A 13505-nucleotide genomic window follows, 5' to 3' on the forward strand; every position below is an offset into this window, starting at 1 on the left:
GGACTGCACCGGCGTGGGGTCTGGCGTAGCCTTCGGCGGCGACATGGATGTCGGTGCGAGTAGAGGTGAACGAGCTGTGGGTAGTAGTCGTGCGGTCGTGCTCGTCCACGACCGTGACCGGGCGCTCGGTTACCGCAACATCGGAACCCTCGGGCCGGAGTTGCGCAGCCGGGGCTACGAGCTGGACGTGCATTCCTTCGACTACGGACTCGGTGAGGTTCCCCCTGCCCTCGACGATGCGGCGATGCTCGTGGTCATGGGATCTCCCGATGCCGCGTACGACGAGACTCCGTGGATTGCAGCCGAGAGTGCATATCTGCAGACGGCGATCGAGATGGACGTGCCGATTCTGGGCGTGTGTTTCGGCGGACAACTGCTGGCACGGGTACTCGGCGGAACAGTGACGGAGTCGCAGTTTCCGGAGCACGGTCTGATCGAGATCGCGACGTCCCGGCCCGAATTGATAGGTCCCGGCCCCTGGATGGAGTACCACGGCGACACATTCGTAGCCCCCGAGAGCGCGACGGTGATAGCCCGCAACGACGCTGGTCAGCAGGCGTTCGTGCAGGGACGGCACCTCGGTCTGCAGTTCCATCCGGAGATCGACGTCGACGTCTTCGAATCGTGGGCCGTTGCCTGGGTGCGCGACGGTGTCGAGCAGGACCAGGACATGGTCGATGTCATTCGCAAGGATCTGACTGCCAACGAGGTCGAGCTGCGCGTCCGGTGCAGCGCGCTGCTCGACGCCTGGATTTCCGGCCACTGACCCCCTCTTCCACGACACCGACGGTGGGGCTCCCGCTACGGTGGAGGGCATGAACTTCAGCGACCATCAGATCGGCATCTATGCGCAGGGCATGTTCACCGATCAGAGGCCGCAGATCACGACGAACCTCTCTGAGCTCGAAGCGGAGGCCGCGGAGTCGTTGACTGCCGAGGCGCTGGGGTACATCGTCGCCAGCGCCGGCAGCGGCTCGACGGCGCGTGCCAACCGGGATGCGTTCGACGCTTGGCGGATTGCGCCGCGCATGATGAGAAGTTCCGTCGAACGTGACCATTCGTGCACGATCCTCGGCACCGAATCGGCTGCGCCGTTGCTGATCGCGCCCGTCGGAATCCAGACGCTGGCGCATCCGGACGGCGAACTCGCCACCGTCAGGGCCGCGGCTGCTCTCGGCGTCCCGTACGTGCATTCGACGCAGGCCTCGCACTCGTTCGAGCAGATCGCCGAAGCCGGTGGCAATGCAGCCCGGTGGTATCAGTTGTATTGGCCTACAGACGAATCCGTGCTGTTGAGTTTTCTGGGCCGCGCGAAGGACTCGGGGTTCACCACGCTCGTCCTCACGCTGGACACGACGTTGCTCGGATGGCGCCCGGCGGATCTCGACCGCGGCTACCTCCCGTTTCTGGCCAATCTGGGAATCGAGAACTACCTGACCGATCCCGCATTCCAAGCCGGCCTCGAGCAGTCCGTCGAAGCCAATCCCGTTGCCGCTGCGATGCACTGGGCTCAGATGTTCCCGAATCCCGGGCTGAGTTGGTCGCAGCTGGCCTTCCTTCGCGAGCATTGGGACGGGCCGATCGTACTGAAGGGCATCTGCACCGTCGGCGATGCACGTCTGGCCCTCGATCACGGTGTCGACGGAATCGTCGTATCGAACCATGGTGGTCGTCAGATCGATGGTGCCCGAGCATCGTTGGATGCCCTACCCGAGATCGTGGACGCCGTCGGCGAACAGCTGACGGTTCTGTTCGACTCCGGTGTGAGGACCGGTGCCGACATGGCGAAGGCCCTCGCGCTCGGCGCCGATGCGGTGCTGCTCGGTAGGCCGTTCCTCTACGGACTCGCCCTCGGCGGTCAGGAAGGCGTCGAGCACGTCCTGCGCTGCATTCTGGCCGAATTCGATCTTGTCACCAGCCTTTCCGGACACACCGGTGCCGCCGAGCTCGACCGCGATTCGGTGGTTCACGTATGAGTCCTTCATGGGTCGAACACGCGATCTGGTGGCACGTCTACCCGCTCGGTTTCGCGGGCGCACCGGTCCGTGATTGGGACGGGGAGTCCATGGCCGACGAGCACCGTCTTCTCAAGGTCGTCGAATGGCTCGACTACGCAATCGAACTCGGAGCGTCGGGAATTGCGCTCGGCCCGATCTTCGCCTCGGAGGGGCACGGGTACGAGACCATCGACCATCTCCGCATCGATTCCAGGCTCGGTACCGAGGCCGACTTCGATACTCTGATAGATGCGGCGCACGGTCGTGGTCTGAAAGTGATGCTCGACGGTGTCTTCAACCATGTGGGACAGGGATTTCCGAAATTTCAGCAGGAGCTACGCGAGGGCGCCGGGTCGTGGTTCCGGATCGACAGGTCGTCGGGCCAGCCGAAGCATCGCAACTTCGAAGGCCACGATGAGCTCGTCACGCTCGATCATGACAGCGCCGAAGTGCAGGACTACGTCGCCGACGTGATGGATCACTGGCTGGGCCGCGGCGCGGACGGTTGGAGGTTGGACGCGGCATACGCTGTGCCGCCGAAGTTCTGGAGTGCGGTGATTCCCCGCGTCCGGGAGAAGCATCCGAACGCATACTTCCTCGGTGAGGTGATACACGGCGACTACGCCGCGATCGTGACGTCGAGTTCACTGGATTCGGTGACACAGTACGAACTGTGGAAGGCGACGTGGAGCGGCATCGTCGAGGAGAACTTCTTCGAGCTTTCCCATGCTCTGGGCCGCCACAACGACTGGATGGACACGTTCGTCCCGGCGACGTTCATCGGCAACCACGACGTGAACCGGATTGCCAGCACGATCACCGACGAACGGCACCTCGCGCACGCCCACGTCGTGCTGTTCACGACCGGTGGAACGCCGATGATCTACTACGGCGACGAGCAGGGCTTCCGTGGTGTCAAGGAAGAGCGCGTCGGTGGCGACGACGATGTTCGTCCCGAATTCCCCATGGCGAAAGAACAACTCGATCCGGGTGGGTGGCCGATCTTCCACTTGCATCAGGAGTTGATCGGTCTACGCAGACGCAATCCCTGGCTGCACCACGCACGTACCGAGACTCTCGAGCTGACCAACACAGCCATGCTCTACCGGGTTTTCGATGCCGAGAATGCGCTGTACGTCGCTCTCAACCTCGGGAACGAGGCGGTCGACTATCGCGTGTCCGGTGAGATCGTGGCCGGCGAAGCATCCGAACATGCGGGGTGGAACTCGGTGCCGGCGCACGGGTGGGCAGTCTTCGGTTGAGGAACGGTGCCCGGCAACCGGATCGCAGTCAGCCTCTAGCGTGCTTCGCGCGGTCGAAGAACGCCAGCACATGCGGGACTTTGTCCTCCGGGACGTCGAACACCGCTTGCCCGCCGAGGTACGACATCGAGTCGTCGGGCAAGCGTGCGCCGATCTTGACGCGTAGTCCGCCGCCACGGGGCTTGGCGTCGACTCCGATGTGCGCGACGTGCCAGCGTGGTCGACCCGAGACGGTCTTTTGTGAGGCATCGAAGATTTCGACGACGCGGTTGTCGAGGACGAGCACGACGTTCTCGTCCAACCAGTATTCGACGTACTCTCGTTCGCGCATCGTAGGAGCCTATATCCATCTCTACTGCCAGTGCTAGATACAGGTACAGAGCCCGAGATGTACACTCGTCGGCGACACGGGGTGCCGCACCGAAGCGGCTGAGATCACACCCGTCGAACCTGATCTGGTCAACACCAGCGTAGGGATGTCTGCATCCGCACGGGTGCATTGTCTTCTCCGCCGCCGCATGTCGACCAGCGAGCGAGAGGGAGCGCATGAATTTCGACAAGCAGACCGTAGTGGTCACCGGCGCAGGACGAGGACTCGGGACTTCGATCGCGCGAGCATTTGCCTACCAGGGGGCACGCGTCGTCGTGAACTATCGCGCCAGCGCGGTATCGGCCGAGAAGCTCGCTGCGGAGATCGGTGGGTTGGCCGTACAGGCCGACATCACTGTCGCCGACGAGGTCGACGCGCTCTTCACGGCCGCCGAGCAGCACTTCGGAACCACGGTCACTACCGTCGTCAACAACGCCCTCGCCGACTTCTCGTTCAACGGCGACGCCCGAAGCAAGGCCGACACCATTTCGTGGGAGCAGTTCGATGCGCAATTCCAGGGAACTGTTCGAGGAGCGTTGACCACGACCCAGCGTGCGGTGCCCGGAATGCGGGCCGCGGGTTTCGGCCGCATCATCAACGTCGGAACCAATCTTTTTCAGAACCCGGTGGTTCCGTACCACGACTACACGGCGGCGAAAGCGGCCCTGCTGTCCCTGACCCGCACGCTCGCAGCCGATCTCGGCATGGACGGCATCACCGTCAACATGGTATCCGGTGGATTGCTGCGTACCACCGACGCCAGCGCGGCGACGCCGGAGGAGGTGTTCGACATGATTGCTGCGTCGACTCCCCTGCAGCGAGTGGTGACGCCCGCGGAATTCGCCGATGCACTGCTGTTCTTCGCATCACCGTGGTCGAGGTCGGTGACCGGACAGAATCTCGTGGTGGACGGCGGACTGGTCAAGGACTGAACGATGCTGCATCTCAACGCATTTCTGTTCGGTTGCGGCCACCACAGCGCTGCGTGGCGCCATCCGAGCTCTCGCGTCGAGGATCTCGGCGACATCGGCTACTACGAGGAGCTCGCGCAGACTGCTGAGCGAGGGAAGCTCGACGCGGTATTCTTCGCCGACGGTCATTCGGTGCGTGATCCGGCGGGAGCGGGAACCTGGTTCCTCGAACCCATCACCGCGCTGACGGCGATGGCGAGGGCGACGTCACACATAGGACTGGTGACGACGGTGTCCACCACCTTCTATACTCCGTTCCATGCTGCCCGGCTGCTCGCCTCACTCGATCACATCAGCGGCGGGCGTGCGGGGTGGAACGTCGTCACCTCGATGTTCGACGCCGAAGCCCGCAATCACGGATTCACCGAGATACCCTCGCGTGCAGAGCGGTACGCTCGCGCCGAGGAGTTCGTCGAGGTCGCTCTTGCGCTGTGGGACAGCTGGGACGGCGACGCTCTGAAGCTCGATCGCGATGGTCAGTATGCGGACCCTGACGGTGTGCATTCGATCGATCACGTGGGCAAGCACTTTCGAGTCGACGGTCCATTGACGGTCCCTCGCTCGCCACAGGGAAGGCCGGTGCTGTTCCAGGCCGGTGCGTCGGGAGAGGGGCGGGATCTCGCGGCGCGATACGCCGAGGCGATCTACGCGGTCGCCTACGATATCGATTCGGGGGCAGGCTATTACGCCGATGTGAAGACTCGAATCGACAAGGCCGGCCGCGACGCCGATTCGGTCGGCATCATGCCCGGCCTCGTCACGTACATCGGGTCGACCATGGCCGAAGCGCACGCGAAGAAGGCCGAACTCGATGCGTTACTCCCCGTGGAACAGTCACTGCGTCAGCTGGGCATGTACATCGAACAGGATTGCCGGGAGTGGGAACTGGACGCGCCGGTTCCCACGCTCCCACCCGTCGAGGAGTTCACGGGTCCGCACGGACGCTACGAGACCATTCTGCGCATCGTTGCCAAGGACAAGCCAACCGTGCGTGAGCTTCTCGGCACGCTTGCTGCCGGTGGCGGGCACGCGACGATGATCGGCACTCCTGAATCGATCGCGGACGAGATGGAGGCCTGGGTCAGCGGCGGCGCCGCCGACGGCTTCAATCTGATGCCTCCACTGTATCCCGCGGGGTTGGAGGACTTTGTGGGCCAGGTTGTCCCGATCCTGCAGTCGCGAGGGCTGTTTCGGCATGACTATGCGGCTGCGACGTTGCGTGGTCGACTCGGCGAGGGAGACAGTCGATGAACTCATCCGTCAGGGCAGCGATCTCGGCCGCATGCGAGATGGGTGACCAGTGCCCTGCTGGGATGTCGTTGCGGGTCAGATTCTTCACCCACCGGTGCGTGTCTTCGTAGTGGTAGGGGCGCACCGCCACGTCCTCGGTGTTGATGATCAACTGCACCGGGACATCGATGTAGCGTTCCCTGGGGTTCAACATTCGTGGAATCAGGTTGGCGCGATAGAGATTCGTCCCGTTGCTTGCGTCGGAGAACAGCGTCGGGTTCTGTGTCACGAGGGCAGGGTCGACGTTCGAGAACTCCTGCAGGAATGCGGGCCACCCCTTGGCGAACTGGCGCTTGATCCGCAGCGTCGACAGGCCGGGAATGTGGAACGTCACCGTGTACCAGGATGCTCGCAGCTGCGCGAACACCTGCTTCAGTCCGGTCCACGACGGTGTGGTGAGCCGTGCACGCGACCACATGGCGAGGTGATCGAGATTCGGCCCCGAAATGGATGTGTACGAAGCGATTCGGTCGATTGCGCGCGGCTCGGCTGCGGCCTCCCATACCTCGACGGCACCCCAGTCGTGCGCAAGGACGTGCACCGGCCGGCCAGGGCTGACGGCGTCGAGAACCGCGTAGAAGTCGGAGGCCAGGCTGCTCAGGCGGTACGCCGCGCGCTCCTGCGGTACCGTGCTCTCCCCCGCACCGCGGGAGTCGTAGGTGATGACGCGAAACTTGTCGGCAAGTAGCGGCACGATGTGGCTCCACAGTTCGTGGGTATCGGGCCAGCCGTGCACCAGCACGATCGTGTCACCGTCGGGGTTGCCCGTCTCGAACACCGCCAGCTGCATGCCCTCGTTGACGACGGTCGTTCGCTCGTAGACTGTTTCCATGAACCCACATTAGTATGAATCGTGGTTACATGTAACCACCTGTCGGAACCGCCTGCGAGAATCGATGGGTGATTCCAACGCCCGAGTGGCCACCGACAGTGCGTGCGATCGCCCGCGCAACCGAAGACGCGATCGGCTCTGCTCGGGTCAAGGCGAAGGTCGCGTTCGCCGACGCCGTCGAGAAGCTGTCGTCCGAGGATCACGCGCAGGTCGGAGCCATTCACGCCGAAATGGTCAGGTCTCTCCTGGAGGAACTGCATCCCGATGGCCTGACGGGTGAGGACGTACAGGATGCGCTGTCCAGTGCCGTCCGGTCAGCCGTCGAGTGGTATCCCGACCTCGACGTACAAGGGTTCGTCGAGGTGCTGACGGGAGCGCTCGGGGTGGCGGATACCGAGGGGAATCGCCCGAGTCCGCGCGCAGAGCATGCGGTGCTGATCATCGCGGATCTGCTGGTCAGGCGTAATGCCGCCGCCGATGTCTACATTCGGCGCGCGGTTGCCGAGATTCAGCGCGCGCAGACGATGGAAATGCCGTAGGGGCTTCTACGGCAATCTAGCTCGTGGCAAAGAGAGCCGTAGATCGAGCTAGCAAGCGTCTCTGTGACCCTCTATCCATATCTAGCAGATGAGGTAGATATGAATAGAGGGACCGATTGTCAGCCGTGCAGCATGTTCGCAGCGCCGATGATCGCGCGGATCGAGGATTCGGTGGCACCGGATTCGATTGCCATCGACCAGCGCTGACGGCCGTCGAACTCGGCGAGGACGAAGGTGGCGGTGCGATCTCCGCGCTCGGCAGTGGGGTTGGCGGAGTTGGGGTCGGCGGAGTGAACGGTCTGCTGGTGGAACGAGATGATCTCGAGATGGAAGCCGGCGTCGTAGAGCATCGAGGTCAGCGCGTCGATCGGGCCGTAGGTAGTTGCGCTCGCGGAGTGGATCGAGTCGCCGATTCCGAAGGTGGCGGCAAAGGACGTCCGTCCGCCCCGTGCGGTGGTGGAGTCCCAGCTTCCGAGGCGGATGGGTCCTGATGATGCCGCGAACTGCTGCGTGAAGTTGGTCCAGCTCATACCCTCGGCGTGCTTCTGCAGGTCGCGCGGGAGTGGGGCGCCGAATCGAGCGGCAAAGGAATCGTTCGAGATGGGGGACGTGAGAGCGTTCATGATGATGGTCTTTCCGGATGTGAAGGAAGGACCGAGGCAGCACGACGACCCGCAGCGAGGGGTCGGTCCGAATTAGACCCCGCTACGGCGGCGTACTACGAGAATGCGCTTCACGGACGCCAATGTAGCCGCAGCCGCTCTCGAGATGCAAGCATTGGACTTTCTATCGATATCTAGCCTTTGACTTAGAGTGCCCGAGATTGTGCAACAGAGCCGATAGCCGTTCATAAGGCTCTCTAGGACACGAGCTAGATGTCCACATAATTTGCTATCACTGTTGTTACTTTGGCCCCATGGACCCCGTGCGTAACCCCTACGCTCCCGGCGCAGGTCAGCGCCCTCCCGAGCTCGCAGGTCGTAAGAAGCAGCTGGACGCCTTCGATGTCGTCCTCGAACGCATCACCCGCGGCCGACCTGAACGCAGTGTCGTTCTGACAGGGCTGCGAGGCGTCGGGAAGACGGTGCTGCTCAACCACCTGCGATCCGCCGCGGTCGCGCGCGGGTGGGGAACCGGAAAGATCGAGGCGAGACCCGATCAGGAATTGCGACGCCCGCTGTCGTCGGCGCTGCATATGGCGGTTCGAGGTATCGCGGCGTCGCACCGGGATCCGGAGCGTGTCGACGAGTTCCTCGGTGTGCTCAAGGCATTCGCGCTGCGCGCGTCGGCGGACAAGGGCATGAGGGAACGCTGGCAACCCGGGATCGACGTTCCGGCGAAGACCGGTCGTGCCGACTCCGGTGACATCGAGATCGACTTGGTGGAACTGCTTCTCGACGCTTCGTCCCTGGCCGGCGATGTCGGCGTGGGCATTGCGATCTTCATCGACGAGATGCAGGATCTGGGACCGGCGGACATCTCCGCTCTGTGCGCTGCGTGTCATGAGCTGAGCCAGGACACCGCTCCGCTGATCATCGTCGGCGCGGGTCTTCCGCACCTGCCCGCTGTGTTGTCCGCGTCGAAGAGCTACTCGGAGCGGCTGTTCAGCTATCACCGGATCGGCAGGCTGGAACGGGCAGCTGCGGACCTTGCGCTGATCGCGCCCGCCGATCGGGAAGATGTCGAGTACACGACCGAGGCGCTCGACGCTCTATACGAATCTGCCGACGGATACCCTTATTTCGTGCAGGCGTACGGCAAGGCGACGTGGGATCTGGCGGCGGAGTCCCCGATCACAGCCGAGGACGTTCGAGTCGCCGCGCCCACGGCCGAGGAGGAACTCGCCGTCGGGTTCTTCGGGTCCCGCTACGAGCGTGCGACGCCTGCCGAGCGCGAATACATGCGTGCCATGGCAGATCTGTCGGGCGACGAGGCGTCAGTGCCGACGTCCGCGGTGGCAACGGAGCTGGGGCGCAAGCCGGCCTCACTGTCACCTGCGCGCGACGGCTTGATCAAGAAGGGTCTCATCTACTCCGCAGAGCGGGGAACGATTGCCTTCACGGTGCCCCACTTCGGGCGGTATCTGCGGGCGCAGACGGACGATTAGGCGCTCCGCCAGTGCCCGAGGTCGCTCCGCTCCAGTGGCATGGTTGAGTGCACCGGGGTGCACTCAACCATGCCACTGCGGCGGAGCCGCTATGCCACTGCGGCGGCTGAAGGCCGAAGCTACTGATTGACCCGCGACATGTCGCCGTCGTAGTAGTCGATCAGCCGCTTGTCCATCACCTTTCGCCAGAGCGGCGGAACGAGTGCGCAGAAGATCATCACCGCGTACCCCGCCGGCAGCTGGGGGGATTCCTCCAGGGTGCGCAGCGATTGGTACCGCCGAACCGGGTTCGCATGGTGATCGCTGTGCCGTTGCAGGTGGTACAGAAAGAGATTGCTCCACAGGTGATCGCTGTTCCAACTGTGCGTGTGGTCGGTCCGCTCGTATCGCCCGTTCGACCTCTTCTGGCGAAGCAAGCCGTAGTGCTCGAGATAGTTCGCGGCCTCGAAGAGGATCACGGCGATGACGGCTTGCATCACGAGGTAGGGCGCGACAATCCACCCGAAAGCCGCAATGAGGACCCCGAACACGACGAACGAGATTGCCGCAGCGTTGAACAGGTGATTGTGCGCGGACCACTTGGCTGCCCCGATGCGTTGTAGTCGCCGCTGCTCCAGCTCCCACGCCGATCGGATTCCACCGATGATGCTGCGCGGCAGAAATTTCCAGTAGCTCTCGCCGTACCGAGCGGATGCCGGGTCTTCTGGGGTCGCCACTCGCACGTGGTGACCATGATTGTGTTCTACGTAGAAGTGGCCGTAGAACGACTGGGCCAGCGTGATTTTGGACAACCAACGCTCTACGTTCTCACGCTTGTGCCCGAGTTCGTGAGCTGCGTTGATGCCGACGCCCCCGACGATGCCGACCGTCACTGCCAGCCCGAGTCGCTCCGGGACGCCGAGGGGACCGTACGCCCAGAGGTAGCACGCGGTCGCAAGTCCGGCGTACTGCAGCGGAATCAGCAGGTACAGACACCAGCGGTAGTACCGGTCGTTCTCGAGTGCCTCGGCAGCCTCGAGTGGCGGATTGGTCCGATCCACTCCGGTGACGGCGTCGACGAGCGGGATTGCGATGCCCATGATGAACAGTCCGAGCAACCAGAATGCGCCGGGGCCGAGCCACGAGACCAGTCCCCACGCCATGAACGGACTCAGCGGAATGACGAGGCCGAGCGGCCAGAGGTAGCGCTTCGGGTCCCGCCACGCTGGGACTGACGTCTGTCCGCTCATAAGGGAGTGAGTACCCCCTCTCCGCAGAACAACCACCAACAATTTACCCTTACTAACGATAACAGCTATTTCCGTGCGACTCTTCTACTCTGGGCTTCGGCCCCAGGTCATGAGCGGATGGCCACTTGTCCATGTGAGGAGTAACACCAGTGCACAGAACCGAGTCGGAGTTCACCGGGCGGCGCGGTACCCGCATCGTGTACGACGTATGGACGCCTGACGTGCCGGTTACCGGGCTCCTCGTCCTGTCTCATGGTCTCGGCGAACATGCCCGACGCTACGACCACGTCATTGCCGAGTTGGGCAAGCTCGGGCTTGTGGTCTACGCCCCGGACCACCGGGGGCACGGTCGATCGGGTGGCAAGAGGCTGGAGCTGAAGAGTTGGTCCGACTACGTCGTCGACCTGCACGAACTGTTCCGCATCGCGCGCGCGGCGCATCCGGACACCAAGAATTTCTTGCTCGGGCACAGTATGGGTGGCGCGATCGCCTTGTCGTACGCGCTCGAGTACCAGGCCGAGTTGGACGGGTTGATGCTGTCCGGTCCGGCGGTGGTCCTCGGTGACGGTACGCCCAAGATTCTCATCCCCATCGGCAAGATTTTGGGTCGCATCGCGCCAGGTGTTCCAGTTCAATCGCTCGCGTCGTCCGATGTATCCCGTGATCCGGCGGTCGTGGCAGCGTACGACTCCGATCCGCTGGTTCACCACGGCAAGGTTCCTGCCGGATTGGCCAGCCAGCTCGTCGGCGCGATGGAAAGCTATCCGGCGCTACTCTCGTCGCTCACGCTCCCTGTCCTGCTTCAGCACGGCAGCGAAGACCGGCTCGCTGACGTGTCGGGTAGTCGGATGATTGCCGACAAGGCAGGTTCGACGGATCTCACGATCGAGGTCTACGACGGCCTGTTCCACGAGGTCTTCAACGAGCCGGAACAGGAGAAGGTTCTCGGTGACCTGATCGCTTGGCTGTCGCCGCGTCTGCAGTGACCTAGTAGGTTCTCACCCGGGGCAAGCCGAAGAGGGGGTTGGACGATGGCGCGCACAGCACTTGTTCTGGGTGGCGGCGGGGTCGCAGGAATCGCGTGGCAGACCGGTGTACTACACGGTCTGGCCGAGTCCGGCATCGATGTGACTGCACCTTCTTGGTCCGACATGTTGTTGGGGACGTCGGCAGGTTCGACCGTGGCCGCGCAGGTGACCAGCGGCGCCACACTGAGCGAGCTGTATTCACGGCAGGTGGATCCGGAGTTGCAGATCGACGAGCCGCGCCCTGACGTGTCGATCGACGAGCTGAACGAACTGCTCGACCGGGCGACGGAGCGCTCTGCCGGTGACCGGCAGAAGTTCGCGCGCGAAGTCGGGAAGGTGGCGCTTGCAGCTGTGACGCCTCCCGAGGCCGAACGACGAGCAGCCATCAAGCGCAGGTTGCCGGCTCACGAATGGCCCGACCGCGACTTGCGTGTCGTCGCGGTCGACGCCGAATCCGGGCGTCACCGAGTTCTGAATCGAGACTCGGGAGTGCGTCTCGTCGACGCTGTTGCCGCGAGCTGCGCCATTCCGGGTATGTGGCCACCGGTGACCGTCGGGGTTCACCGCTACGTCGACGGCGGTGTCCGATCGAGCGAGAATGCCGATCTTGCAGTCGGTTTCGCGAGGGTGCTCGTCCTTCAGGTCGGCGTCTTCGAGCCCGGTCTCGATCCGCTCGAGGCCGAGCGGGCGCATCTGTCCGCACGGGGCTCAGCCGTCGAGGTCATCCGTCCGGACACCGAAGCGCTGGCCGCGATCGGACCGGATCTCACCGACTTGGCGGTCAGGGCCGCCGCCGCGGAGGCCGGTTATCGGCAGGGGCAACGCACAGCCGACGTGATCAAGCACTTCACGGTAGCTTGATCGGCCCGAACAGCGCAGCACCGTTGCTGTAGCAGACATCTCGAGTCCAGTCGTCGCCGAGGTCGAGCCGCGCGACGGCGTGCAGGGCGTCGAAGTACGTGTACGGAATGTTGGGAAAGTCGCTGCCGAACAGTATGCGGTCCTGCAGGTCTCGAAGGTGTGGCCTCGCGGAGACGGGGAACGGCCAGGACGTTTCCGAGAAGTCGGTGAAGGCCATCGTGGTGTCGAGTCGCACGTGCCCGTATCGTTCGGCCAACTCGAGGAACTCGACGTACTCGGGCATGCCCATGTGCGCGATGATCAGCGGAAGTCGGGGGAACCTGTGCAACAGCGCGGCAATGGGTTCCGGGCCGGTGTACGTTCCGGGTGACGGGCCGGATCCGCAGTGGATGACTACCGGTATCGCAGCGTCCTGGAGCGCGCCCCAGACCGGATCGAGCAGGGGATCGTTCGGCGAATAGTCACCGACCTGTATGTGTGACTTGAAGATTCGCGCCCCGGCCGCGATCGCGTCGGCGACGTAGCCGCCGGCCGAGCTTTCGGGATAGAACGTCGCGGTCTGCACGCAGTCGGGTGTCCGTCGCCCGAAGTCGGCTCCCCAGGAATTGAGCCACGCAGCCATGTCAGGCTTGTGCGGATAGATCATCGACGTGAAGCCGCGTACCCCGAACTCGCGCAACGTGGCCAGTCGTACGTCCTCGTCTTCGCGGTACGTTATCGGCCATGCCATACCTGTCAGGGGCCCGACCGAGTCGAAGTAGGACCAGACTTTGTCCATGACGTTCTTGGGCATGAAGTGGGTGTGCACGTCGAAGATCCCGGGAAGGCCGAGGTCCTCCCAGAACCCCCGGACCTGATCCGTCTCACTCGGCGACATGGGTCTCGACCTGCTCGAGCGTCGTAGCCGGTGCCTCGACGGTCAGTGGCGTGTTCATACTTCGATTGGAGCACAGCCGGACCGCGCAGGTGGTGGCGGTGTCGGCGTAGTACCCGATACGACCGGTTGTACCGTGGGTCAC

14 protein-coding genes, 1 pseudogene and 1 riboswitch are annotated in these 13505 nt (G+C 63.6%); of the genes and pseudogenes, 9 read left to right on the plus strand and 6 right to left on the minus strand.

Translation table 11 applies throughout. The annotated features are described in order from the left end of the window. Positions 1 to 76 precede the first annotated feature (76 nt). The 3 genes from A2J03_RS06875 to A2J03_RS06885 are packed head-to-tail and all read left to right on the plus strand — an operon-like array spanning position 77 to position 3259. Positions 77 to 766, plus strand: coding sequence for a type 1 glutamine amidotransferase (locus A2J03_RS06875; protein ID WP_231912402.1), 690 nt, complete (start codon positions 77 to 79; stop codon positions 764 to 766). Positions 767 to 815: 49 nt separating this feature from the next. Further along, the gene (locus A2J03_RS06880; RefSeq protein WP_068371227.1) at positions 816 to 1976 is read left to right on the plus strand and encodes an alpha-hydroxy-acid oxidizing protein; all 1161 of its coding nucleotides are present in this window, start codon (positions 816 to 818) and stop codon (positions 1974 to 1976) included. Next, on the plus strand, positions 1973 to 3259 hold the full coding sequence (locus A2J03_RS06885; protein WP_068371230.1) for an alpha-amylase family glycosyl hydrolase: 1287 nt from the start codon (positions 1973 to 1975) through the stop codon (positions 3257 to 3259). The genes A2J03_RS06880 and A2J03_RS06885 overlap by 4 nt, the downstream gene beginning before the upstream one ends. 28 nt (positions 3260 to 3287) lie before the next feature. Here the strand turns inward: A2J03_RS06885 and A2J03_RS06890 are convergent, their stop codons facing one another. Beyond that, positions 3288 to 3590 carry a hypothetical protein gene (locus tag A2J03_RS06890; RefSeq protein WP_068371233.1) on the minus strand — a complete coding sequence of 101 codons (303 nt, stop codon included), beginning with the start codon at positions 3588 to 3590 and terminating at the stop codon, positions 3288 to 3290. 67 nt (positions 3591 to 3657) lie between these two features. Next, a riboswitch (TPP riboswitch) is annotated at positions 3658 to 3753 on the plus strand. Positions 3754 to 3805: 52 nt separating this feature from the next. Between A2J03_RS06890 and A2J03_RS06895 the strand changes: the two genes are divergently transcribed. Both A2J03_RS06895 and A2J03_RS06900 read left to right on the plus strand, forming a co-directional pair. Then, positions 3806 to 4561: a 3-oxoacyl-ACP reductase gene (locus A2J03_RS06895; protein ID WP_068371235.1), complete on the plus strand. Its 756-nt coding sequence runs from the start codon at positions 3806 to 3808 to the stop codon at positions 4559 to 4561. 3 nt (positions 4562 to 4564) lie between these two features. Then, a complete protein-coding gene (locus A2J03_RS06900; RefSeq protein WP_068371239.1) occupies positions 4565 to 5851 on the plus strand; it encodes an LLM class flavin-dependent oxidoreductase in 1287 nt (428 codons plus the stop codon). On the opposite strand, the pseudogene A2J03_RS06905 reads toward A2J03_RS06900, so the two are convergent. Beyond that, a pseudogene (locus A2J03_RS06905) lies at positions 5847 to 6722 on the minus strand (alpha/beta fold hydrolase); the annotation flags it as partial. The gene A2J03_RS06900 and the pseudogene A2J03_RS06905 sit on opposite strands and share 5 nt — an antisense overlap. Before the next feature lie 68 nt (positions 6723 to 6790). Here A2J03_RS06905 and A2J03_RS06910 point away from each other — a divergent pair. Further along, positions 6791 to 7261, plus strand: a complete 471-nt coding sequence (locus A2J03_RS06910) for a hypothetical protein (RefSeq protein ID WP_068371242.1) — start codon at positions 6791 to 6793, stop codon at positions 7259 to 7261. Between the two features lie 119 nt (positions 7262 to 7380). On the opposite strand, the gene A2J03_RS06915 is transcribed toward A2J03_RS06910, so the two are convergent. Next, positions 7381 to 7884 carry a 2-isopropylmalate synthase gene (locus A2J03_RS06915; RefSeq protein ID WP_068371245.1) on the minus strand — a complete coding sequence of 168 codons (504 nt, stop codon included), beginning with the start codon at positions 7882 to 7884 and terminating at the stop codon, positions 7381 to 7383. Positions 7885 to 8177: 293 nt separating this feature from the next. Between A2J03_RS06915 and A2J03_RS06920 the strand changes: the two genes are divergently transcribed. Next, entirely contained in the window at positions 8178 to 9368 is a 1191-nt protein-coding gene (locus A2J03_RS06920) for an ATP-binding protein (protein WP_068371248.1), read from the plus strand. A 119-nt stretch (positions 9369 to 9487) separates the two neighbouring features. Here the strand turns inward: A2J03_RS06920 and A2J03_RS06925 are convergent, their stop codons facing one another. Then, the gene (locus A2J03_RS06925; protein WP_068371251.1) at positions 9488 to 10597 is read right to left on the minus strand and encodes an alkane 1-monooxygenase; all 1110 of its coding nucleotides are present in this window, start codon (positions 10595 to 10597) and stop codon (positions 9488 to 9490) included. A 149-nt stretch (positions 10598 to 10746) separates the two neighbouring features. Between A2J03_RS06925 and A2J03_RS06930 the strand changes: the two genes are divergently transcribed. Further along, positions 10747 to 11583, plus strand: coding sequence for an alpha/beta hydrolase (locus tag A2J03_RS06930; RefSeq protein ID WP_068371254.1), 837 nt, complete (start codon positions 10747 to 10749; stop codon positions 11581 to 11583). Between the two features lie 45 nt (positions 11584 to 11628). Then, positions 11629 to 12486: a patatin-like phospholipase family protein gene (locus tag A2J03_RS06935; RefSeq protein ID WP_068371257.1), complete on the plus strand. Its 858-nt coding sequence runs from the start codon at positions 11629 to 11631 to the stop codon at positions 12484 to 12486. Here the strand turns inward: A2J03_RS06935 and A2J03_RS06940 are convergent. Together A2J03_RS06940 and A2J03_RS30405 are read right to left on the minus strand one after the other, a co-directional pair. Further along, entirely contained in the window at positions 12473 to 13363 is an 891-nt protein-coding gene (locus A2J03_RS06940) for an amidohydrolase family protein (protein WP_068371259.1), read from the minus strand. The genes A2J03_RS06935 and A2J03_RS06940 overlap by 14 nt on opposite strands. Beyond that, positions 13350 to 13505: a hypothetical protein gene (locus tag A2J03_RS30405; protein ID WP_156520248.1), complete on the minus strand. Its 156-nt coding sequence runs from the start codon at positions 13503 to 13505 to the stop codon at positions 13350 to 13352. Before A2J03_RS30405 ends, A2J03_RS06940 begins: the two co-directional genes overlap by 14 nt.

The organism is Rhodococcus sp. EPR-157, from assembly GCF_001647195.1.
Classification (GTDB): domain Bacteria; phylum Actinomycetota; class Actinomycetes; order Mycobacteriales; family Mycobacteriaceae; genus Rhodococcoides.

What these genes read in the sequence shown, in the direction of transcription:
- A2J03_RS06920 (WP_068371248.1), top strand. Translation starts at nt 8,178, where the DNA reads ATGGACCCCGTGCGTAACCCCTACGCTCCCGGCGCAGGTCAGCGCCCT.
- A2J03_RS06900 (WP_068371239.1), top strand. Translation starts at nt 4,565, where the DNA reads ATGCTGCATCTCAACGCATTTCTGTTCGGTTGCGGCCACCACAGCGCT.
- A2J03_RS06925 (WP_068371251.1), bottom strand. Translation starts at nt 10,597, where the DNA reads ATGAGCGGACAGACGTCAGTCCCAGCGTGGCGGGACCCGAAGCGCTAC.
- A2J03_RS06890 (WP_068371233.1), bottom strand. Translation starts at nt 3,590, where the DNA reads ATGCGCGAACGAGAGTACGTCGAATACTGGTTGGACGAGAACGTCGTG.
- A2J03_RS06895 (WP_068371235.1), top strand. Translation starts at nt 3,806, where the DNA reads ATGAATTTCGACAAGCAGACCGTAGTGGTCACCGGCGCAGGACGAGGA.
- A2J03_RS06935 (WP_068371257.1), top strand. Translation starts at nt 11,629, where the DNA reads ATGGCGCGCACAGCACTTGTTCTGGGTGGCGGCGGGGTCGCAGGAATC.
- A2J03_RS06940 (WP_068371259.1), bottom strand. Translation starts at nt 13,363, where the DNA reads ATGTCGCCGAGTGAGACGGATCAGGTCCGGGGGTTCTGGGAGGACCTC.
- A2J03_RS06880 (WP_068371227.1), top strand. Translation starts at nt 816, where the DNA reads ATGAACTTCAGCGACCATCAGATCGGCATCTATGCGCAGGGCATGTTC.
- A2J03_RS06915 (WP_068371245.1), bottom strand. Translation starts at nt 7,884, where the DNA reads ATGAACGCTCTCACGTCCCCCATCTCGAACGATTCCTTTGCCGCTCGA.
- A2J03_RS06885 (WP_068371230.1), top strand. Translation starts at nt 1,973, where the DNA reads ATGAGTCCTTCATGGGTCGAACACGCGATCTGGTGGCACGTCTACCCG.